This is a genomic window from Kaistia sp. MMO-174 (assembly GCF_037147815.1).
Lineage (GTDB): Bacteria > Pseudomonadota > Alphaproteobacteria > Rhizobiales > Kaistiaceae > Kaistia > Kaistia nematophila.
The window spans coordinates 98,558-119,071 of the sequence record NZ_JBBCUO010000004.1 but is presented as its reverse complement, the minus strand read 5'-3'; the positions used below and the strand labels follow the sequence as shown (position 1 = coordinate 119,071).

The window sequence follows — 20,514 nt, the reverse complement described above, 5'->3', positions numbered from 1 at the left end:
CCCGCGACAGGCGAATCGAGGTCAGCGCTTCGTCGCGCCGAGAGACAGGGCAAGTGGCATCCGCGGCATTCCGGCCGGCAGGCGGAACATGCGGCTTCCGGCGTCGACCATCATCGGAAACAGCCTGAAAGGCAACAATTCGTGCTCGTGCATGAAGTCGAGCCGCATGCCGGCCCGGAGCAGGGCGTCGATGACATCCGAGGTGCCGCGCATCCACTCATAGGTGAAGTTGGTGACGAGCGGCGTCTCATCGCCGGTATAGGTGGTGGTCGCGTCGAAGCGCTGCGGCTTCTCGCGGGCCGAGCGCCAGTCGTAATGCGGGAGGATGGCGCCGTCGATTTCCTCATGCGTCGCGATCGCGGGGCTGGTGTCGGCGAAATAGAGGCGGCCGCCCGGCTTCAGCGTGCCGGCGATCGCCTGCGCCCAGGCGCGGATGTCGTCGAGCCAGGTGATGGTGCCCCAGCTGGTGAAGACGATGTCGAAATCGGTGCCGAGCAGTTCCGGCGCGTCATAGACCTCGCCCTCGACGAACTCGGCCGCAAGGCCCGACCGCGCGGAGAGTTCGCGCGCCTTGGCGATGGCGTGCGGGGAGAAGTCGAGGCCGGTGGCCTTCGCGCCGCGGCGGGCGAGGCAGAGGGTATCGATGCCGATATGGCACTGGAAATGAGCGAGCTTCAGCCCGGCGACGTCGCCGATCTCGGCCGCCTCGATAGGGTAGAGCACGTCCTCGCCGCCGAGGAAGCGGTCGATGGCGTAGAAGCCGGTGCGGTCCTGGGCATGGATGTCGGCGCGCTCGTCCCAACTGGCGCGGTTGCTCTGCTTGAACGCGTCCATATCCCTGTCCCCCAAAAGAAAAAAGGCGGGTCCGCTGGACCCGCCTTCGTAACCGGAAAGCCGAGAGGGCTTATGCCTTCTCTTTGCGGGCCTCGGTCCGCTCGACGATACGAGCCGACTTACCACGACGATCGCGCAGGTAGTAAAGCTTCGCGCGGCGAACCTTGCCGCGGCGGACGACTTCGATGCCGGCGATCAGCGGCGAGTAGACCGGGAAGACGCGCTCGACGCCTTCGCCGTAGGAAATCTTGCGAACGGTGAAGCTCTCGGAGAGGCCGCCGCCGGAACGGGCGATGCAGACGCCTTCATAGGCCTGCACGCGCGAACGCGAACCTTCGACAACCTTCACGCTGACCTTCAGCGTGTCGCCGGGCTGGAACTCGGGAACCGCGCGCATGGCGGCGACGATTTCGAGCTGCTCTTTCTCGAGCTGTTCGATGATGTTGGTCATGGTCTCAACTCCTGCCGATGCGGTCTCTCGCGAGCCGCTAGCGTTTCGGTGCGCTGTTTTCAGTTATTGGTCCAAAGCCGTCAAAGGCGATGAATGGCGCGCGTGTACAGGAATTGGCGGGGAAAGTCCAGCGGGGGCCGCGCCCGCGCCGGCACGGCGCCGGCCGGGCACGCGCCTCGTCCGGACGTCATGCCGCAGCGATGTCGGGGATCGGGCCGAGGATGGCAAGCCCATGCCGTTCGGCCATGGCGATGACGCGGGCAATGTCGGGCTCGTGCGGCTCGATCGCGGCGCCGTCGGCGACCGGATCGCTGACGGCGTTGACGAAATCCGCAAAGCCGGAGCCGGTGGTGATGAGCAGCAGCCTCGCCGGCTCGGCGCCGGTGACGCGGAAGCCATGCGGCACCGCGCGAGGGCCGAAGGCGAACTGGCCGGTTCCCACGATCTGCGCGCGGCCGGAGACGTAGACCGTGATCTCGCCGGCAATGACGAAGAAGGATTCGTCCTCGTCCTGGTGCACATGCCAGGGCGAGGTGAAGCCGGGCGGAATGATCTGCTCGACCAGGCTCAGCGATCCGCCGCTTTCGATCCGGCCGGCATGGATCCAGGTCGGCAGCGACAGAAAATCGCGCATCGCGGGCTTGGCCTGCGTTCCGGCGATCGGGTTCTGAACGGTCACTTCCATCTCCCTTTCCAATGAACCTAGAAGAGCGCGGTCAGGAGCGTGCTGGCCGCCATGTAGATCAGGATCAGCGAGCCGGGGGTCCAGAGCAGAGCCCGGATGTCGTGGATCTGCGCGGTCCAATAGGCGACGAAATGCGCGAGCCGGGTCAGGACGTAGCCGTAGAACAGCCAATGGGCGAGGACGAGCGAGGGTTCGGTCAGGATCCAGAGGAAGCCGGCCACCAGGAAGTAGGGGAGGCTTTCGAGATCGTTCAGCTGGATTCGGCGCAGCCGCTCGACGCGCTCGTTCGGTGCGAGCTGGTCGGGATGCGGGTTCGGGTTGGCGAGAGTCTTGCGGCCGTCTTCCGGGGAGCGAAAGCCGCCATTTTCCCGGATCATCCGGAAGACGACCAGCCAGGACATGGCCGCCGCCTTCAGGATCAGGAGCGTTGCCGCGATCACATAGGTCGCGAAGAGCGGGTTGTCGAAGCTCAGCCTGTCCATTGCCAGTTCCTCCGATCGGCGGTCTTCGCCGATATCGCAAGCGACGTTGATTTGATTTTTAGACCGTTGTTCGAAAAAGTCAAACGTGAGATAATTTTTTAGATTTTTGGTAAAATTGGGCGATGCAGCCGGGAGAATGGCCAGCGTGACGAGTGCGGATTCGGACGGGCAGGGGCACGACAGGACGGCGGCGCGGGCGGCGCGGCGCGAGCGCAAGCGCGACCAGTCCCGCGAGGAGATTCTGGCGGGCGCCCGCCGTGTCCTGCTCCGCCATGGCATCGGCGCGATGACGCTCGACGCCGTGGCGAACGAGGTCGGCATGTCGAAGACGGGGCTCTACTATTATTTCCCGTCCAAGGACGCGCTGGCGTTCGAGCTCGTGCACGGCGTGATCGAGGCGCAGGCGAAGGCGGTGGAGGCAAGGGTCGGCGAGGCGGCGGATGGCGGCGGCGCGCTCCGGGCGATCCTCGGCGGGACGGTCGATGCTTTCGCGCCGCGGCTCGACGATTTCCGCCTTGCCTTCCTGTTTGGCCAGGTCGCCGGCGCGGGCGCGATCCGCTGGGATCGCGAGCAGTTCGAGCGCATCCGGCCGCTCAACGACCTGCTGTTTGCAAAGGCGACAGATATCCTGCGCCAGGAGCAGGGCGAGCGGCCGCCGCGCGCGGCGGTGGAGCCGCGCCTGATGGCGTTCCTCGCCTATCTCTCGGCGATCGGGCTGCTGACGATGAAGGGCATGGTCGAGCCGATGGACGATCCGCTGCTCTATTCGGACGAGCAACTCGTCGAGGGCTTTTCGCGGATCTTCGAAGCCGCTGCCGCGCCCGGTGGCGAAGGCTGACGTCCGCCCTTGTCGAGCAGGTCGGGCCGGCGCTCGGCCGTGATCCGTTCCGCCTGTTGGCGGCGCCACTTGGCGATCGCGGCGTGGTCGCCGGAAAGCAGCACGTCGGGAATCGTCCGCCCCTCCCATTCGCGCGGGCGGGTATAATGCGGATATTCGAGCAGGCCGCCCTCGAAGCTTTCCTCGGTGCCGGATTCGGCGCCGCCCATCACGCCCGGCAGCAGGCGCACGACGGCGTCGAGCAGCACCATGGCGCCGAGCTCGCCGCCGGAAAGCACATAGTCGCCGATCGAGACTTCCTCGAGCTTTCGCGCCTCGATGACGCGTTCGTCGACGCCTTCGAAGCGGCCGCAGAGGATCAGGACGCCCGGCCCGGCAGCGAGTTCGCGGACGCGGGCCTGGTCGAGCGGTCTTCCCCGCGGGCTCATCAAAAGGCGCGGACGCGGGTCGTCGGCCGGCGCAGCGCCATCGAGGGCGCGGGCGACGACGTCGGCGCGCATCACCATGCCCGGACCGCCGCCGGCCGGCGTGTCGTCGACATTGCGGTGCTTGGTCGTCGCGGAATCGCGGATGTTCACCGCGTCGAGCGACCACTTGCCCTCGGCCATCGCCTTGCCGCTGAGGGACTGCCCGAGCGTGCCGGGGAACATCTCGGGATAGAGGGTGAGGATGGTCGCGCGCCAGGGCTCCGTGCCCGCCGGCGCGCCTGTCTCGGCCTCGTCCTTCGACGCGGCGAACGAATCGCTCACGCCTCGTCCTCGGGCTCGCCGTCTTCCGGCCGGGCCTCGGTCTCGGGCGGCGGCACGACGACGGCGCGGCCGCCCTTGATGTCGACGGTCGGCACGATGGCGCGGGTGAACGGCAGGTAGAAGGTGCGGCCGCCGCCGGCGGGCTCGATCTCGATCAGGTCGCCGGCGCCGAAGTTCTGCACCGAGACGATCCGGCCATAGGCGCTGCCGTCGCCGAGCTCGAGCGCCAGGTCGATCAGGTCGGCGTGGTAGAAATCGTCCTCTTCGTCCAGTTCCGGCAGGGCGGCGCGGTCGACGAAGAGCTTGCGGTTGCGCAGCGTCTCGGCCGCGTTGCGGTCGTTGATGCCCTTGACCCGGGCGATCAGGTTCTCGCCCTGCTCGCGCACGGTTTCGATCTCGACGACGCGGCCGTCATCGAGCGCGAACGGGCCGTAGTCGGCGATGCCGAACGGGTCTTCGGTATAGGAATGGATCTTGATCTCGCCGCGGATGCCATGGGCGGCACCGAACTGGCCGAGGAGAACCTGGTCTGGGTCCGGAGCGGGCATCGGCGAGTCTCTCTGTCTGCGGTCGTGGGATCGCGGCGCGATCGGGCCCGGCGGGTGTCGTCGGGCGAAAACCCTCTCCCGCGTGCGGGAGAGGGAAGGGCGCGGGAACGAACCCGGAATTACTCGGCAGCGGCTTCCGCAGCGGCCTCGGCCTTCTTGGCCTTCTCGGCGGCGCGCTCCTGGGCCTTCTTGCCCGGCTCGGCCTTCTGCGGGTTGTTGCGCGGCTCGCGCTTGACCAAGCCGGCATCGCTCAGGAAGCGGGCGACGCGATCGGTGGCCTGGGCGCCGACCGACAGCCAGTGCTTGGCGCGGTCGAGGTCGAGCACGACGCGGTTCGGGGCATCCTTGGCGACCATCGGGTCGAACGAGCCGATGCGCTCGATGAAGCGGCCGTCGCGCGGCGAACGGGCGTCGGTGACGACGATGCGGTAGAACGGACGCTTCTTGGCGCCACCGCGGGAAAGACGGATCTTGAGGGACATGCTTCTCTTCCTTCTAAAACGAGATCTTCTGTAGGGTTGGGGACCGTCGGGTCCGTATCGGTTATTTCTTCTTGCCGAGGCCCGGGATGCCGCCGAGGCCCGGCAGCTTGCCGCCGAGACCCGGCAGGCCGGGCAATCCCTTGCCGAGCCCGGGGGGCAGGCCGGGCGGAAGGCCGGCGCCGCCGCCCATCTGCTTGGCGAGCTTCTCGAGCTGGGCCGGATCGATGTTGGGCATGCCGCCGGGGGGCATGCCGCCCATCCCGCCCATGCCGCCGCCGAGCGCGCCCATCATCTTGCCGAGCATGCCGCCGCCCTTCTGCTTGCCCATGGCCTTCATCATATCGGCCATCTGGCGGTGCATCTTGAGCAGGCGATTGACGTCCTCGACCTTGACGCCGGAGCCGGCGGCGATGCGCTTCTTGCGGCTCGCCTTGAGGATGTCGGGGTTGCGGCGCTCGGCCCTGGTCATCGACGAGATGATCGCGACCTGGCGCTTGATCACGCTGTCGTCGAGATTGGCGCCCTCGATCTGCTTCTTGATCTTGCCGACGCCGGGCAGCATGCCGAGCATGCCGGACATGCCGCCGATCTTCTCCATCTGGCGGAGCTGGTTGGCGAGGTCGTCGAGGTCGAAGATGCCCTTGCGCATCTTCTCGGCCGCCTTGGCCGCCTCTTCCAGGTCGATGTTCTGCGCCGCCTTCTCGACGAGCGAGACGATGTCGCCCATGCCGAGGATGCGGTTGGCGATGCGGCCGGGATGGAAGTCCTCGAGGTCCTCGGCCTTTTCGCCCGTACCGATCAGCTTGATCGGCTTGCCGGTGACGGCGCGCATCGAGAGCGCGGCGCCGCCGCGGCCGTCGCCGTCGGCGCGAGTCAGCACGATGCCGGTGATGCCGACGCGCTCATTGAACGAGCGGGCGAGGTTGACGGCGTCCTGGCCGGTCAGGCTGTCGGCGACGAGCAGGATCTCGTGCGGCTTGGCGATGGCCTTGATGTCGGCCATCTCGACCATCAGCGGCTCGTCGATATGCGTGCGGCCGGCGGTGTCGAGGATGACGACGTCATAACCGCCGAGACGGGCGGCCTGCAGCGTGCGGGTGGCGATGTCGGTCGGCGACTGGCCGGCGACGATCGGCAGCGTGTCGATGCCGTTCTGCTCGCCGAGCACGCGCAACTGCTCCTGCGCGGCGGGGCGGCGCACGTCGAGCGACGCCATCAGCACCTTGCGCTTCTGCTGCAGTGTCAGGCGGCGGGCGATCTTGGCGGTCGAGGTCGTCTTGCCCGAGCCCTGCAGGCCGACCATCATGATGGCGACCGGGGCGGGGGCGTTGAGGTCGATCGGCTCGGCCTCGGCGCCCAGCATCTCGACGAGCTGGTCGTGGACGATCTTGACGACCATCTGGCCGGGCGTGACCGAGCGAATGACGTCGGCGCCGACGGCGCGCGAGCGCACCTTGTCGGTGAAGGAGCGGACGACGTCGAGCGCCACGTCGGCCTCGATCAGCGCGCGGCGAACTTCGCGCATCGCCTCGTTGACATCGCTCTCCGTCAGCGCGCCGCGCCGGGTGAGCTTGTCGAAAATGCCTGAAAGGCGCTCTGACAGATTGTCGAACATCGGTTCCGCTTTCCTCGAAGGGATCGTTCCGATCCGCCGAAATTCCAAAGACGTTCAGCGCCCGCGGGCGCGACGCGCTGGCGGACGTTGACCTCCGGGATCGGGTCCCGGTCGGCGGCTCAGAGGTTACCTCTTCGCGAGAATTTGGCGGCTTTTAGCGCGGATGGGCGGCCGGAGTCAATCAAGCAGCGCCCGCAGACTTGCCCCGGTGGCGGTGACTGCTAGCTTTCGCCGCCCCGAATCGTTCGGGTCGCAGCTGGAAATACCCATGAGCCGAAGCGCCATCCGACGCTGGATCACCGAAACGACCTTCTCGCCGCCAAGGGCGGGCGACGGGCCGCTCGACTGCCTCTGGTCGAAGGGAATAGCACAGTTCTGCGATGTTGCAGGACCTGCGAACTATTGGTTCGACCCGACGGAGGCCGTTCAGCCGGCGGGATTCTTCCGCACGCACTATGCCGGTGCCCGCGGACTGGTCTGGGTGCGGCTCGGCACGACGGCGCGGAACGGCCAACCCTGCGACCTCGATCATTTCGTCCGCGAGGCGCTGCCGACCATCACGGAGCCCTTCGTGCTGGTGACGACGGACGGCGACCTGTCGGTGCCGTCGGAACTCGCGCGCGAAACGGTGGAACGCCTGCTCGCATCGCCGCACCTGGTTGCCTGGGCGACCCAGAATTATGTCGGCGGCGGCGATCCGCGCATCCGGCACTTCCCGATCGGCCTCGATCTGCATACGCGCCGGCGCTTCGCGAGCCCGCGCGGGCTTCTGGCCCTCCTGGAGAAGCTGGCGCGAGCGCGCGCCGCGCCGGAAACGCAGAAGCCGCACGTCTTCTGCGACCTCGGCATCAACGCCCACACCGAGGAGCGGCGGGCGCTGCTCCGCGAGTTGGCCGGTTGCCCGCATGTCGTCATGCAGCGCAAGCGCGTGTCGCAGGCGGCGATCTGGCGGGGCTATGCGCGCCATCCCTTCGTCCTGAGCGCGATCGGCCATGGCCTCGACTGCCACCGTACCTGGGAGGCGCTGATGCTGGGTTCGATCGTCATCACGCGGACATCGCCGCTCGATCCGCTGTTCGCCGGGCTACCGGTGGTCATCGTGGACGACTGGGCGGAGGTCCGCGATCCCGCCAGTCTCGCGCGCTGGACCAAGCTTCATGCGCCGCTCGCCCGGCCGGAGGTGCTGCGTGACCGGCTCAGGCCGGTCGAATACCTGGCGCCGCTGCGGGCCGCGCTTCGCGCGGTCGAGCCGACCTCCGCCTGAAACGAAAATGGCCGGGACGAGCCCGGCCATTCGAAACGTGTCTGCTTGCCCGCGCATTGCGGGCCGGGCGTCATCAAGGGCAGTTCTTGGCGAGCGCGTCGAGCGAGGCCGAGATGCCGGAGAGCGAGTAGCTGTCGGTCGTCTGCGTGCCGCGGCGCGACGTGCCGCTGACGGACATCGAATGCCCCTTCTTCAGGGCCGCGATCAGCGCCGTCTCCTGCGCCGCGTTCTCGATCCAGGCGCCGTCGTCCTTGGTGAACATCGAGAACTTCTGGCCGTCGATGTCGACCGTCAGCTTCGAGCCTTCCTTGAACGGGTATCCGATGATGACGGAAACTTCGCTGCGGACATTCTCCGCCGGACGCGCCGTCACCATGAAATAGGCGGGGTCGCGGTTCAGTCCCTGCGGCGCCTGCGTCTTCGGCTGCGAGGCCGCATAGCAGACCTTCCCACGCGAATCGGAATAGGCGTAGGAGCTCCAGTCCTTGAAGGTGCCGATGCGTTTCGGGGTCTGCGCCGCCGCAGTTCCCGCGAAGCCGAACACGGCACCCATGAGGAGCGCTGCCGTTGCGATCCTTTTTCCGTTCATATTCTTCCCACCAAATTTGCCAGAAAACGATCGGGCGGGTGGATCCGTCACCCGAACAATTGCCTCAAAACTGCGCGGGTTCCGTTAACAATTCATGAACCACGCCGTGTCGTATGCCGGCCAGACAGTCGAATGAGAAGAAGGTGCGGCCAATGGGGCGAGAGTGTGGCCTCGGCGGCCGGACGGCGCGCCGAAGCCGGGCGTCGAGCCGCTCAGGCCGCCGCTTCCGCGGCGAGCGCCCGCTTCGCGGCCTCGTAGTGGGCCGGCTTCAGATGAGCGCGCAGCAGCGTCAGGGCCGTCATCAGCACGGTGGCGTCGTCGGCGAAGCCTATGCCGACCAGAAAGTCGGGGACGGCGTCGATCGGCAGGACGAAATAGGCCAGCGCCGCGATCAGCGTCGCCCGCACTCGAATCGGCGTGGCGCTGTCGAAGGCGCAAAAATAGGCGGCTGCCACGTCCTCGGCGAAGGGAATGTGGCGCGCGGCCGAACGAAGCGTCTTCCAGAAGTCGCGGCGAACCGTCTCGGCGCGGGCCGAATCGTCCCCCGCGTTCGCCTTTCCACGGCCCAGAATGTCGCCAAATCGGATCTTTGCCATAGCGCAACGCCTCGTCGGCCCGGGGGAAGGACAGCGAAACATTCGCGATCCGGCCAGGGTCCGCATCCATTTAGGAATTGCCGGGGCGCTCTACAACGAATCGCTTTCCAAGGATCGCATGCGCCGGCCGCAGGGCGGGCGGCCGGACGGGGGCATGGACCTTGCTGGCGGGCTCAGCCCTTCTCGGCCAGCTTCTCGATCTTCTTCTGCATCTCGTCGAGCTGGCGCTTCAGCATGTCGAACTCGCCGGCGTCGCGCTCGGCCGGCTTCGCCTCGGGCCGCGCTTCGCCCTTGCCGTTGCCGCGCTCCGGCGCCGGAGTCGGCTCGGGGCGTCCGCCGCTGAAGGGCAGGAACATGCGCATCGCCTGCTCGAACATCTCGGTGTTGCGGCGGACCGTGTCCTCGATCGCCGTGAAGGCGCCCGGGCCGAAGGCATTGGCCATCTGGCCGCGCAGCTTGTCCTGGTCGCGGGTCAGGCTGTCGATGGTGAAGTCGAGATAGGTCGGAACCAGGTTCTGCATCGAATCGCCATAGAAGCGGATCAACTGGCGCAGGAAGGTGATCGGCAGCAGATTCTGCCCCTTGTTCTCCTGCTCGAAGATGATCTGCGTCAGCACCGAACGGGTGATGTCGTCGCCCGACTTGGCGTCGAAAACCACGAAATCCTCGCCCGCCTTCACCATGCTCGCGAGGTCTTCGAGCGTCACATAGGTCGAGGTGCCGGTGTTGTAGAGCCGGCGGTTCGCATATTTCTTGATCGTGGTCGGTTCTTTTTCCTTGGTCATGTCAGCTCCCCTCGTCCCTCTTGCTGATTGTCCGGGCGACGCGCCTCTGCGCGGTTTTCTTGCAACCTGCCTCTCAAGAAGCACCACGATAGGAGCTTTCTCGGAATCCACCAAATTGATTTGTGCGCTGCATTGTCAGGCCGATGCTGCGCAATCGCTGCATTGCAGCAATGTCGCCGCGTCAGCCTCGATTGACAGCCTTCCTCCGCGAGGCTCTGATTGTTTCAACCGGCAGTCGCCGCAGTTTGATTGAGGAAAGCATCATGGCTTCAGAAACCGACATCGTCATCGCCGCCGCCACGCGCACCGCGGTCGGGTCGTTCAATGGCGCTTTCGCCAACGTGCCGGCCCATGAACTCGGCGCCGCCGTGGTCAAGGCGGTGCTGGAGCAGGGCAAGACCGAACCCGAGGCGGTCAGCGAGCTGATCTTCGGCCAGGTGCTGACGGCCGCGCAGGGCCAGAACCCGGCGCGCCAGGCCTCGATGCTGGCCGGCCTGCCGAAGGAGACCACCGCCTGGGGGCTCAACCAGGTCTGCGGCTCGGGCCTGCGCTCCGTCGCGCTCGGCATGCAGCAGATCGCCACCGGCGACGCCTCGATCATCGTCGCCGGCGGCCAGGAATCGATGTCGCTCGCCCCGCATGCCGCGCATCTGCGCGCCGGCACCAAGATGGGCGACCTCGCCATGGTCGACACCATGATCAAGGACGGCCTCTGGGACGCCTTCAACGGCTACCACATGGGCGTCACCGCTGAGAACGTCGCGCGCGAGTTCCAGATCAGCCGCGAGCAGCAGGACGCCTTCGCCACCGCCTCGCAGAACAAGGCCGAGGCGGCGCAGAAGGCCGGCCGGTTCAAGGACGAGATCACGCCCTTCACGATCTCGACCCGCAAGGGCGACATCATCGTCGACCAGGACGAATATATCCGCGCCGGCGCGACGCTGGAGGCGGTCGCCAAGCTGCGCCCGGCCTTTGCCAAGGACGGCACGGTCACGGCCGGCAATGCGTCCGGTCTCAACGACGGCGCCGCGGCGCTGCTGCTGATGACGGCGGCGGAAGCGGCGAAGCGCGGCGTCACGCCGCTGGCGCGCATCGCCTCCTGGGCTACGGCCGGCGTTGATCCCGCCGTGATGGGAACCGGCCCGATCCCCGCCTCGAAGAAGGCGCTGCAGAAGGCCGGCTGGTCGGTCGAGGACCTCGACCTGATCGAGGCGAACGAGGCCTTTGCGGCACAGGCCTGCGCCGTCAACCAGGGCCTCGGCTGGGACACCTCGAAGGTCAACGTCAATGGCGGCGCCATTGCCATCGGCCACCCGATCGGCGCGTCGGGTGCCCGCATCCTCGTCACGCTGCTGCACGAGATGGCCCGCCGCGACGCCAAGAAGGGACTGGCGACGCTCTGCATCGGTGGTGGAATGGGAATTGCTCTGACCGTCGAGCGCTAACGCTTCGGCGGATTTCATCGAGGACCGGAACTCAACCGGTCGCTTCAGGGAGGAACACATGGGGAAAGTCGCCCTGGTTACCGGCGGCACGCGCGGCATTGGCGCGGCCATCGCAAGGGGTCTGCAGGCTGCCGGATACACGGTGGCGGCCAGCTTCGCCGGCAATGTCGAGAAGGCGCATGCCTTCCAGGCGGAGACGGGCATTCCGGTGTTCCAGTGGGACGTGAGCGACGCGGAGGCCTGCGAAGCGGGCGTCCGCGCGGTCGAACTGGCGGTCGGGCCGATCGACATCCTGGTCAACAATGCCGGCATCACGCGCGACGGCTGGTTCCACAAGATGGACCAGGCGCAGTGGTCGAGCGTGATGCGGACCAATCTCGATTCGATGTTCACCATGACCCGGCCCGTGATCGAGGGCATGCGCGAGCGCGGCTTCGGCCGCATCGTTAACATCTCGTCGATCAACGCGCAGAAGGGCCAGCTCGGTCAGGTCAACTACGCCACGGCCAAGGCCGGCGTCATCGGCTTCACCAAGGCCTTGGCGCTCGAGAACGCCCGCAAGGGCATCACCGTCAACTGCGTCTGTCCGGGCTATGTCGACACCGACATGGTGATGGCGGTGCCGCCGAAGGTGATGGAAGGCATTCTGGGCCAGATCCCCATCGGTCGCATCGGCAAGGCCGACGAGATCGCGGCGCTGGTGACCTATCTCGCCTCCGACGCCTCGGCCTTCATGACCGGCGCGGTGCTGACCATCAATGGCGGCCAGTACATGGCGAATGGCTGAGCGGAGAATGGCTGACCGCCTTCCGGCTTGGGCGGGCGGTTGATACGAGAAAGGCCGGTGCGGAGCACCGGCCTTTTCTTTTCTGGAACCTTCCCGCGCCGGGTTCGCTCAGCGGCCGGGCTTCCGGTTCTGGCTGTAGGCGGCGAGGATGCGCTGGATCTCGTCGCCGATGTCGCCGTCGTCGGGGACCTCCTGGAGGAGGTTCTGCGGCGGGGCGGCGGGCTCCGGCTGCGCCGCAATCCGGGCGGGTGCGCGGGTCTGGGCCCGTGGCGGGGTCGAACGCTGCGGCTGCCGCGGCTCGGTCTCCGCGGGCGCCTGCGCTTCCGTCTGGCTGCCATCATCAACCAGGACATCGACCGCCTGGGCGATCGCGGCGAGGATCGAGCTCTCGATCGGATCGCGCGGGTCGACCTCGTCCTCGGCGGTGGCCGGGGCGGCGCTGCGGCGCGCGGGCGGACGAACGGCGATCGGATTGACGGTGCCGCTGCGCGGCGCCGCCGGCCGCGGCTGGGCCGGACGCGACGCCGGCTCCTCGACCGGCTCCGGCTGGGCGGGGCGGGCGACGCGCGCACGCGGCGGCGCGATGTTGGAACGGGCGGTCGGCTGGGGCGAGGAAATCTCCGCCAGAAGCGATTCCGGGTCGACCTGGCTCCGGCGCGGCGCCGGTTCGGGCGCCGGGGCTGGCGCCTCGACCTTCACTTCCGTGCGCAGCACCGCCTGCGGCGGCGATGGCGGCGTGGCGACGACCGCAGCGGCCGGCTGCACGACGGGGCGAGGCGCCTTCTCGACCGGCGCGGCTGCCGCCGTGGCCTCGTCCCCGGGCTCCGGGACCGGCTCGACGATGGCGCGGACCTGGATCGGCCGGGCCGGCGGCTGCATCGTCGCCGAGATCGGCTGCAGGCTGATCGGGCGTGCCTCGCGCGGCGCCGCCTGGGGAGCGGCCGGCTGGGCCAGCGGCTGCGCCGACAGGCGGGAAGCCGACACGGGCGAAGGCGAAACAGGCGCCGGTGAAACCGAAGGCGTCGGCGCGGGCTGCGGCGCGAAGACCGGGGCGGCCGGGATCGGCGGCTGCGTTGCCGGCGGCTGCACCTGGAAGTGGGCGACGTCGGGCTGCGGCGCCGACGGGCGAGCCCAGGCCGGCTGCGCCGTGGGAGCTTGCGGCGCGACCGCAATGGACGGCGCGACCGACATGGGCGGCGGCGACGGAATCGGACGCTGCGCCGGGCGTTCGGCCGGAGCCGGCGCGGCGGCGATCTGGGTTGGTGCCTGCACGGGGGGCGGCGTCGGCGGCGGCAGCGCCGCCGGGGCGTTGCCGGTCTCGCGGCCGACGATCCAGGTGCTGATCAGCGTCTCCATGCCCTCGTCGATCTCGACGCCGGCGTTGCGGGCGAGATAGAGCACCTGCTCCTTGAAGGCCTCGGCGAGCTTTTCCGGGCTGTCGCTGGTCGAAAAGACATGGCCCTTCAGAGCCAGGCCCTTGACGACGAAGGCGATCTGCCGGCGCGAGGCATTGCGGCCATTGGCCGAGAGCCGGGCGGCGACGTTCTCCGCCGTGGTCTGGAAGTGATAGCCGTTCTCGGCGACTTCGCGCGTCAGCGCACGGAAGAGTTCGCCATACACGCGCGGCGCGAACAGCGGGACGTTGGTCGCCTGGTGGATGCGGCGGGCGAGGCCCGCCAGTCCGTCGCGCTCGCCGCCATTCGGCCGCTGCGCGTTTTCCTCTTCGGCGTCTTCCGTCGCTTCCGGTGTCTCGGCGTCGGCCGTCGGGGCCAGCAGCGCGATCAGCGCCTGTTCGTCGATGGCGCCGTCGGCGATGGCGCGGTAGCCGGCCGAGGTGGTCAGCGTCGTGTAGATCGAGGTGGCGCGGTTATAGGAACGCAGCCGGAAGATCACCGGCGTCAGGTCCGAATCCGCCGACAGCAGGATGAATTCCTCGAAGCCGGTCTGGTGCGCCAGCGCGTCGATCGTGTCGAGAACCATGTGGATCTCGGCCGAGTTGCGCTCGCGGCCGGGCAGCGGCGGGCAGTCGACGATCTGGAAGCCCTGGCCGGTGAAGGCGGCGCGCGCCTTGCCGAGCAGCTTCGGATCGGCATAGCAGCGTCGCATCAGGATGCGGCGGCGGGCCGTCTCCTCGCCGCGCGGTTCCTGCAGCAATCCGGCTTCGATTGCCTCGAGCCAGACGCCGGGGCGCAGCGCGAAACGCCGCGCCATGCCGGGGTCCCGGGCGCGAAGGCTGAGGTAGAGGCTGTCATAGTCGACGAAGAGAACGCTCTTGATTGGGGCCGTCATGACCTATTCCTGCGGTGCACCAACGTCATCCCCCCACTCCGATCGCAGACCCAAGCCGTCGCCCCAACGGCGCAAGCACCTTAACGGGCGATCTCTGATTTGGCGATGGCGCTTCGCCACTCTCGGTAAAGAATGGCGGTTTTCCCCTCAGTATCGCTCGGGCTGGTCGAGCGGCGCCCACTCCGGCGCCGCCAGTTCGAAGCCCTCGAAACGGAAGCCCGGCGCCACTGTGCAGCCGACCAGCGTCCAGTCGCCGAGGCTCTCCGCCGCCTGCCACCAGCCGGTCGGAACCACGACCTGCGGCCGCTCTCCGGCCAGAAGATCCGGGCCGAGGCGGTGGGTTTCCGTGACGCCGCCATCTTCCGACAGCGACAGCGCGATCGGCGCGCCGGCATAATAGTGCCAGACCTCGATCGCATCGATCCGGTGCCAGTGCGACTTCATGCCGGCGGCGAGCAGGTAGTAGATCGCCGTCGAGGCCGGCCGGCCGTCCTGCGCGACGCTGTCCTCGAAGGTGCGGCGATAATAGCCGCCCTCCGGATGCGGCTCGAGGCCGAGCAGGCCGATGATCTCCTCGGCCGAACTCACTTGAAATTGTCCTTGGCGGTGCGGATGGCGCCGAAGACGTCGGAGGCAGGCGCGGTCGGCATGTTCAGGGCGGCGCGCACGGCCGGGTCGTCGGCGCGCAGATAGGGATTGGTCGCCTTCTCGGCGGCGATCGTCGTCGGCACGGTCGGCTTGCCGGCGGCGCGCAGCTTGCGGATCTCCTCGCCGCGGGCGACGAGGGCGGGGTTGCTGCCGTCGATGGTCATGGCGAAGCGGAAATTCGATTCGGTGTATTCGTGGCCGCAATAGACGACCGTCTGGTCCGGCAGGGCGGCGAGCTTCTGCAGCGAACTCCACATCTGGTCGAGCGTGCCCTCGAACACGCGGCCGCAGCCGAGCGCGAACATGGTGTCGCCGACGAAGGCGACGCCGTCCTGCGGCAGGTAATAGGCGATGTGGCCGAGCGTGTGGCCCGGCGTGTGGATCACATGCACGGGATGGCCGGCGAAATCATAGACGTCGCCTTCGCTCAGCTTGCGGTCGATGCCGGGAATCGTGTCGGCCTCGTAGCTCGGGCCGCTGATGGTGCAGCCGGTCGCCTGCTTCAGCGCCAGATTGCCGTCCGTGTGGTCGGGGTGGTGATGCGTCGTAAGGATTTCGGTCAGCGTCCAGCCCTTCTCGGCCAGGGCGGCGCTGACGGCGGCTGCGTCCGGTGCGTCGATCGCCGCGGTGCGGCCAGAAGCCTCGTCGTGGATCAGAACGCCGTAATTGTCGGAAAGACACGGGAACTGGAAGATTGCGAGAGCCATGACGATCTCCGATATGGGCGTATGGATGGGGTGGCGTGGGTTCGGATCGTTACCTAACATCGTCGCGCCGACATCGACAGGGGAGATCGTGCTTGGAACAGGGCCGGACGTTGACGCCCGACGTGCTCGACCTCGCCAGCTTCTATGCCGAGCGGCTTGGCGGCGTGGCGCAGGGCCTCGTCGGCGCCAAGCTGGCGGCGCTGTGGCCGCGCGTCACCGGCGACCGGGTGCTCGGCCTCGGTTACGCGACGCCCTATCTCGCGCCGTTCCTGCCGCATGCGGAACGCGTGCTGAATTTCATGCCGGCGGCGCAGGGCGTGATGAATTGGCCGTCCGAGGGCGGCAATCTCGCCGCGCTCGTCGCCGACGACGAATTGCCGCTTACCGATTCGTCGATCGACCGCATCCTCGTCATCCACTGCCTTGAGACCGCGTCGAACGCGCGCGAGACATTGCGCGAGCTCTGGCGCGTGCTGGTGCCGGGCGGCAAGATCGTCATCGTCGTGCCGAACCGGCGCGGCATCTGGGCGCGGGTCGAGCGCACTCCCTTCGGCTATGGCCGACCCTTCAGCCGCCGCCAGCTCGCGACGCTGCTGCGCAATACCGAATTCAGCGAGACCGCCTGGAGCGGCGCCCTGTTCGCACCTCCCTTCAGCAGCCGGCTGCTGATCCAGAACGGCCGCGCCTGGGAACGGGCCGGCGAAATGCTGTGGCCGGGCTTTGCCGGCGTGCAGATCGTCGAGGCGACGAAGCTCGTCTATCAGGGCCTGCCGGCGCGGAGCCGCCGTCGCCACCAGCCCGCCTTCCGGCCGGCCTTGGCGCCACCCGGATAGGCGCTTTCGGTCGTCGTTCGCCTCGGCGCCGCCGGCTTTGCAGTTCCCGCGGTGATGCCGATCCGCAATGTTTTCTTTGATTTTGCCTTTGCGCTTGCCTATGAATCGGCCGCCTTGGCCGCCTCGGGCGGTCCTTGTTTTTCCCGCCCAGAGCCGATCCGACGATGGCCCCGACCGTGACAAAGAATTCTGCCAGCGAAGCAGATGCGGCGACACTCGCCCGCATCCGGCAAACCATCGACGAGCTGGATGCCGAGATGCATCGCTGCCTGATCGAGCGCGGCACCGCGATCGACACGCTGATCAAGGTCAAGGGCACGAGCCGCCCCGGTGCGGCGTTCCGGCCCGGCCGCGAGGCCGACATGATGCGCCGCCTGGTCTCCCGCCATGAGGGCGCTCTGCCGATCTGGACCGTCGAGCACATCTGGCGCGAGATCATCACCACCTTCACGCGGATGCAGGCGCGCTTCGACGTCGGCATCGACCAGGGCGTCGCCCGCGACCAGCTGCGCGATACGGCCCGCTTCCTGTTCGGCTTTACGGTAGCGCTGCACGGCTATGCCGACGCGGTGGCGACGATCAACCATATCCGCGAGACGGGCACCGACCTCGGTCTCGTCTCGGCTGAACAGCCGGCCTCCGCCGGCGCCTGGTGGCGCGCGCTTGGCCGCCCGTCGGCGCCGCGCATCATGGCGCTGTCGCCCTATATCCGCATCGCCGGCCGTCCGGCCGAGCATCCGGCCTTCGTCATCGCGCCGGAGCTGGCCGATCCGACGCCGCCCGATCTCGACCTGTTCGCCGTGACGGCGATCGGCAAGGATCCCTGGCCCGCGATCACGGCCGCCGGCGGCACCGTTCTCGCGGAAGCTGGCGCCGAGAAGCTGATCGCGCTGCCGGCCGGCGTCGCTGTCGCCGCCCTGGCGGCGCGTGCCGGCTTCGAGGATGTCGCGCGCGTCGGCGCGCTGTCGCGCGGCATCGCCATCGGCGATGTCGACGCCAACCCCGTTCTTTATGAGCGCCTCGACGAGGCGGGAGTATCGTGATGAGCAAGTCGTCGAAGACGCCGGACACCAAGCCCGCCGACCGGCCCGTGCCGCGGCCGGGCGTGCTGGATATCGCCCCCTATGTACCGGGTCGCTCCAAGGCGACGGGCGGTTCCAAGGTCTACAAGCTCTCCTCGAACGAGACGCCGCTCGGGCCGAGCCCGGCGGCGGTCGCCGCCTACCAGGGCGTCGCTGCCAAGCTCGAGATCTATCCCGATGGCTCGGCCGCGGAACTGCGCGCCGCGATCGCCGACGCCTATGGCATCAACGCGTCCCGCGTCATCTGCGGCAACGGCTCGGACGACGTGCTCGCGCTGGCGAGCCATGTCTTCCTCGGGCCGGGCGACGAGGCGATCTATTCGAAGCATGGCTTCAACGTCTATCCGATCCTGATCCAGGCTGCCGGCGCCACCCCGGTCGTTGCGCCGGAGAAGGACATGACGACCTATGTCGACGGCATTCTCGAACTGGTGACCGACAGGACGCGCATCGTCTATGTCGCCAATCCGAACAATCCGACTGGCACCTACCTGCCGTTCAGCGAGATCCGCCGCCTGCATGCGGCGCTGCCGCCGCGCGTGCTGCTGGTGCTCGACGCCGCCTATTCTGAATACGTCCGCCGCAATGACTACGAGAGCGGCATCGAGCTCGCCGGCACCTCGCCGAACGTGCTGATGACGCGCACCTTCTCGAAGATCTATGGCCTTGCCGGCGTCCGCCTCGGCTGGGGCTATGGTCCGGCCGAGGTCATCGACGCGATGAACCGCATCCGCGGTCCGTTCAACGTCTCCGCGCCGGCCATGGCCGCCGGCATCGCGGCGCTGAAGGATCGCGCGCATCTCGACGCCGCCGTCGCCCACAACGAGGAATGGCTGCCGCGCGTCACCGAGGGCATCCGTGCGCTCGGCCTCGAGGTGACGCCGAGCGTCGGCAATTTCGTGCTGATCCATTTCCCGGACGAGAAGGGCCGCCGCGCCGCGGACGCCGACGACTATCTGGTCTCGCACGGCATCATCCTGCGCGCCATGACCAGCTATCACCTGCCCAATGCGCTGCGCATGACCATCGGCTCGGCCGAGGCCAACGAGGCGACGATCGCGGCGCTGCGCGACTTCCTGCACCGGACGGCGCGCTGATGACGGATCCTCTCTTCGGCAAGCTCGCCCTGGTCGGCATCGGCCATATCGGCGCCTCGATCGCGCTCGCGGCGCGCCGGGCCGGCGTGGTCGGCGAGATCGCGATATCGACCCGCAGTCCGGCGACGCTCGCCCGCGCCGAGGAACTCGGCCTCGGCGACGTCTATTTCGTCGACGCGGCCGACGCGGTGCGCGGCGCCGATCTCGTCATCGTCTGCGTGCCGGTCGGCGCGTCGGGCGACGTCGCCAAGGCGATCGGCCCGCATCTGAAGGCCGGCGCGATCGTTTCCGATGTCGGCTCGGTCAAGGTCTCGGTCGTCAAGGCGATGGCGCCGCACCTGCCGTCGGCGGTGCATTTCATTCCCGGCCACCCGCTCGCCGGCACAGAGCATTCGGGCCCGGACGCTGGCCTGGTCGACCTGTTCCAGAACCGCTGGTGCGTGCTGACGCCGGCGGAGACGGCCGATCCCGCCGCGGTCGAGAAGCTGATGGCGTTCTGGCGGGCGCTTGGCGCCAATGTCGAGGCGATGAGCGCCGAGCACCACGACCTGGTGCTGGCGATCACCAGCCATCTGCCGCACCTGATCGCCTACAACATCGTCGGCACCGCCTCGGATCTCGAATCGGGCATCCGCTCGGAAGTGCTGAAGTTCTCGGCCTCCGGCTTCCGCGATTTCACCCGCATCGCGGCCTCGGATCCGACGATGTGGCGCGACGTCTTCCTGAACAACAAGGAAGCCGTGCTCGAGATGCTCGGTCGCTTCAACGAGGATCTGGCGACGCTGACGCGAGCGATCCGCAACGGTGACGGCGACACGCTCTTCGACCTGTTCACGCGGACCCGCGCCATACGTCGTTCGATCGTCGCCATTGGCCAGGACACGTCCGCCCCAGATTTCGGCCGCCGGGATCATACCAAGCCGGATCAGGCCAAGACCTGAGGTTGGAGGCTCTTCCTCACCTCTCCTGAGGGAGAGGTGAGTGTTCAGCTCGTCCGCGCCAGCGCGATCGCCTTGCGGATGGCGGCGCGGTGCGGGTCGACGAGCGGTAGCGGCAGCTCCGCCGCGACGTCGGCGAGGATCGGGATCAGCCCGGCGCCGCCGAGCACGACGCGCGCCGCGCCGGTGCGCTCTGCCTCTTCCGTGATCATCGCGCGGCACAGTTCGGCATCGCGCGCCGCCGCGTCGCCGATCGACAGGAAGCTGGAAATCCGGTCGGAGAGGCCGATCGTCGCCGCCAGCTCGGCGAGCATGTCGCACCAGGCTTCGCCATTGGTGGCGACCATGAACGGTCCCGGCTGTTCCGCCGCGGCGCGCAGTCCCGCCTCGGCAAAGCCGGCGACGGGGCAGGGGACCGCCTCCTGCAGGGCGTCGATGCCGGGATCGCCAAAGCAGGCGATGACGATCGCATCCGGTGCCGCGCCATCCAGCAGTTCAGCCTTGGCGACATCGACGACGGCCTCGGCCGCGATCGCCGCGCCGGCGCGGTCGGAGATATAGGGCGCGCCGAAGCGGGCGGTGACGGCGGAGACGGTGACGGAGCCGCCGGCTTCGTCCTCGGCCAGCGCACGAAGCCTCGCGGTGATCGCCTCCGACGTGTTCGGATTGATCACCATCAGCCGCAGCGGGCTCTGGGCGGGCTGGGAATTGTCGTTCATGTGCGCGTCTCCCGATGTTTCATCATGCCCGTTGCAAGCAAGCCGCGCGCC

At 68.1% G+C, this 20,514-nt stretch carries 22 protein-coding genes and 1 pseudogene; 8 read left to right on the top strand and 15 right to left on the bottom strand.

What is annotated here, in order from left to right; translation table 11 throughout:
• Positions 1-21: 21 nt before the first annotated feature.
• The 4 genes and pseudogenes from WFK98_RS15680 to WFK98_RS15665 all read right to left on the bottom strand — a co-directional run bounded on the left by WFK98_RS15680 (position 22) and on the right by WFK98_RS15665 (position 2,452).
• On the bottom strand, positions 22-834 hold the full coding sequence (locus WFK98_RS15680) for a class I SAM-dependent methyltransferase (RefSeq protein ID WP_336800892.1): 813 nt from the start codon (positions 832-834) through the stop codon (positions 22-24).
• A 76-nt stretch (positions 835-910) separates the two neighbouring features.
• A pseudogene (rplS, locus tag WFK98_RS15675) lies at positions 911-1,285 on the bottom strand (50S ribosomal protein L19); the annotation flags it as partial.
• Positions 1,286-1,472: 187 nt separating this feature from the next.
• Positions 1,473-1,970, bottom strand: coding sequence for a cupin domain-containing protein (locus WFK98_RS15670; protein WP_336800891.1), 498 nt, complete (start codon positions 1,968-1,970; stop codon positions 1,473-1,475).
• 17 nt (positions 1,971-1,987) lie between these two features.
• Positions 1,988-2,452 carry an MAPEG family protein gene (locus WFK98_RS15665; protein WP_266338697.1) on the bottom strand — a complete coding sequence of 155 codons (465 nt, stop codon included), beginning with the start codon at positions 2,450-2,452 and terminating at the stop codon, positions 1,988-1,990.
• A gap of 145 nt (positions 2,453-2,597) precedes the next feature.
• Here WFK98_RS15665 and WFK98_RS15660 point away from each other — a divergent pair, with 145 nt between their 5' ends.
• Positions 2,598-3,290 (top strand): TetR/AcrR family transcriptional regulator, encoded by a 693-nt coding sequence (locus tag WFK98_RS15660; protein ID WP_266338696.1) that lies wholly within the window; start codon positions 2,598-2,600, stop codon positions 3,288-3,290.
• Here WFK98_RS15660 and trmD read toward each other — a convergent pair.
• The 4 genes from trmD to ffh all read right to left on the bottom strand — a co-directional run bounded on the left by trmD (position 3,215) and on the right by ffh (position 6,684).
• A complete protein-coding gene (gene trmD / locus WFK98_RS15655; protein ID WP_442907424.1) occupies positions 3,215-4,039 on the bottom strand; it encodes a tRNA (guanosine(37)-N1)-methyltransferase TrmD in 825 nt (274 codons plus the stop codon). The genes WFK98_RS15660 and trmD overlap by 76 nt on opposite strands.
• Positions 4,036-4,587: a ribosome maturation factor RimM gene (gene rimM, locus WFK98_RS15650; RefSeq protein WP_336800890.1), complete on the bottom strand. Its 552-nt coding sequence runs from the start codon at positions 4,585-4,587 to the stop codon at positions 4,036-4,038. Before rimM ends, trmD begins: the two co-directional genes overlap by 4 nt.
• 119 nt (positions 4,588-4,706) lie before the next feature.
• Entirely contained in the window at positions 4,707-5,069 is a 363-nt protein-coding gene (rpsP, locus tag WFK98_RS15645; RefSeq protein ID WP_266338694.1) for a 30S ribosomal protein S16, read from the bottom strand.
• Positions 5,070-5,130: 61 nt separating this feature from the next.
• Complete coding sequence (gene ffh / locus WFK98_RS15640; protein ID WP_266338693.1) at positions 5,131-6,684, bottom strand: signal recognition particle protein; 1,554 nt, start codon at positions 6,682-6,684, stop codon at positions 5,131-5,133.
• Between the two features lie 268 nt (positions 6,685-6,952).
• Here ffh and WFK98_RS15635 point away from each other — a divergent pair, with 268 nt between their 5' ends.
• Positions 6,953-7,948, top strand: a complete 996-nt coding sequence (locus WFK98_RS15635; RefSeq protein WP_336800889.1) for a hypothetical protein — start codon at positions 6,953-6,955, stop codon at positions 7,946-7,948.
• Positions 7,949-8,021: 73 nt separating this feature from the next.
• On the opposite strand, the gene WFK98_RS15630 is transcribed toward WFK98_RS15635, so the two are convergent.
• From WFK98_RS15630 to phaR, 3 genes are all read right to left on the bottom strand, one after another.
• Positions 8,022-8,501, bottom strand: a complete 480-nt coding sequence (locus WFK98_RS15630) for an invasion associated locus B family protein (protein WP_266338691.1) — start codon at positions 8,499-8,501, stop codon at positions 8,022-8,024.
• A gap of 248 nt (positions 8,502-8,749) precedes the next feature.
• Complete coding sequence (locus WFK98_RS15625; RefSeq protein WP_336800888.1) at positions 8,750-9,133, bottom strand: YkvA family protein; 384 nt, start codon at positions 9,131-9,133, stop codon at positions 8,750-8,752.
• A 173-nt stretch (positions 9,134-9,306) separates the two neighbouring features.
• On the bottom strand, positions 9,307-9,918 hold the full coding sequence (gene phaR / locus WFK98_RS15620; protein ID WP_266338689.1) for a polyhydroxyalkanoate synthesis repressor PhaR: 612 nt from the start codon (positions 9,916-9,918) through the stop codon (positions 9,307-9,309).
• A gap of 263 nt (positions 9,919-10,181) precedes the next feature.
• On the opposite strand from phaR, the gene WFK98_RS15615 reads away from it, so the two are divergent.
• Positions 10,182-11,363, top strand: coding sequence for an acetyl-CoA C-acetyltransferase (locus WFK98_RS15615; protein ID WP_336800887.1), 1,182 nt, complete (start codon positions 10,182-10,184; stop codon positions 11,361-11,363).
• 58 nt (positions 11,364-11,421) lie between these two features.
• On the top strand, positions 11,422-12,150 hold the full coding sequence (gene phbB / locus WFK98_RS15610; protein ID WP_266338687.1) for an acetoacetyl-CoA reductase: 729 nt from the start codon (positions 11,422-11,424) through the stop codon (positions 12,148-12,150).
• Positions 12,151-12,258: 108 nt separating this feature from the next.
• Here the strand turns inward: phbB and WFK98_RS15605 are convergent, their stop codons facing one another.
• From WFK98_RS15605 to gloB, 3 genes are all read right to left on the bottom strand, one after another.
• The gene (locus tag WFK98_RS15605) at positions 12,259-14,439 is read right to left on the bottom strand and encodes an NYN domain-containing protein (RefSeq protein ID WP_336800886.1); all 2,181 of its coding nucleotides are present in this window, start codon (positions 14,437-14,439) and stop codon (positions 12,259-12,261) included.
• Positions 14,440-14,586: 147 nt separating this feature from the next.
• Positions 14,587-15,027 (bottom strand): cupin domain-containing protein, encoded by a 441-nt coding sequence (locus WFK98_RS15600; RefSeq protein ID WP_336800885.1) that lies wholly within the window; start codon positions 15,025-15,027, stop codon positions 14,587-14,589.
• Positions 15,024-15,794: a hydroxyacylglutathione hydrolase gene (gene gloB, locus WFK98_RS15595; RefSeq protein WP_266338684.1), complete on the bottom strand. Its 771-nt coding sequence runs from the start codon at positions 15,792-15,794 to the stop codon at positions 15,024-15,026. Before gloB ends, WFK98_RS15600 begins: the two co-directional genes overlap by 4 nt.
• Before the next feature lie 92 nt (positions 15,795-15,886).
• Between gloB and WFK98_RS15590 the strand changes: the two genes are divergently transcribed.
• From WFK98_RS15590 to WFK98_RS15575, 4 genes are all read left to right on the top strand, one after another.
• The gene (locus WFK98_RS15590; protein ID WP_442907423.1) at positions 15,887-16,627 is read left to right on the top strand and encodes a methyltransferase domain-containing protein; all 741 of its coding nucleotides are present in this window, start codon (positions 15,887-15,889) and stop codon (positions 16,625-16,627) included.
• A 176-nt stretch (positions 16,628-16,803) separates the two neighbouring features.
• A complete protein-coding gene (locus WFK98_RS15585) occupies positions 16,804-17,670 on the top strand; it encodes a chorismate mutase (RefSeq protein ID WP_266338683.1) in 867 nt (288 codons plus the stop codon).
• Positions 17,670-18,806: a histidinol-phosphate transaminase gene (hisC, locus tag WFK98_RS15580; RefSeq protein ID WP_336800884.1), complete on the top strand. Its 1,137-nt coding sequence runs from the start codon at positions 17,670-17,672 to the stop codon at positions 18,804-18,806. The genes WFK98_RS15585 and hisC overlap by 1 nt, the downstream gene beginning before the upstream one ends.
• Positions 18,806-19,747: a prephenate/arogenate dehydrogenase family protein gene (locus WFK98_RS15575; RefSeq protein ID WP_336800883.1), complete on the top strand. Its 942-nt coding sequence runs from the start codon at positions 18,806-18,808 to the stop codon at positions 19,745-19,747. The genes hisC and WFK98_RS15575 overlap by 1 nt, the downstream gene beginning before the upstream one ends.
• Positions 19,748-19,791: 44 nt before the next feature.
• On the opposite strand, the gene WFK98_RS15570 is transcribed toward WFK98_RS15575, so the two are convergent.
• On the bottom strand, positions 19,792-20,463 hold the full coding sequence (locus WFK98_RS15570) for an aspartate/glutamate racemase family protein (protein WP_336800882.1): 672 nt from the start codon (positions 20,461-20,463) through the stop codon (positions 19,792-19,794).
• Positions 20,464-20,514: the final 51 nt, after the last annotated feature.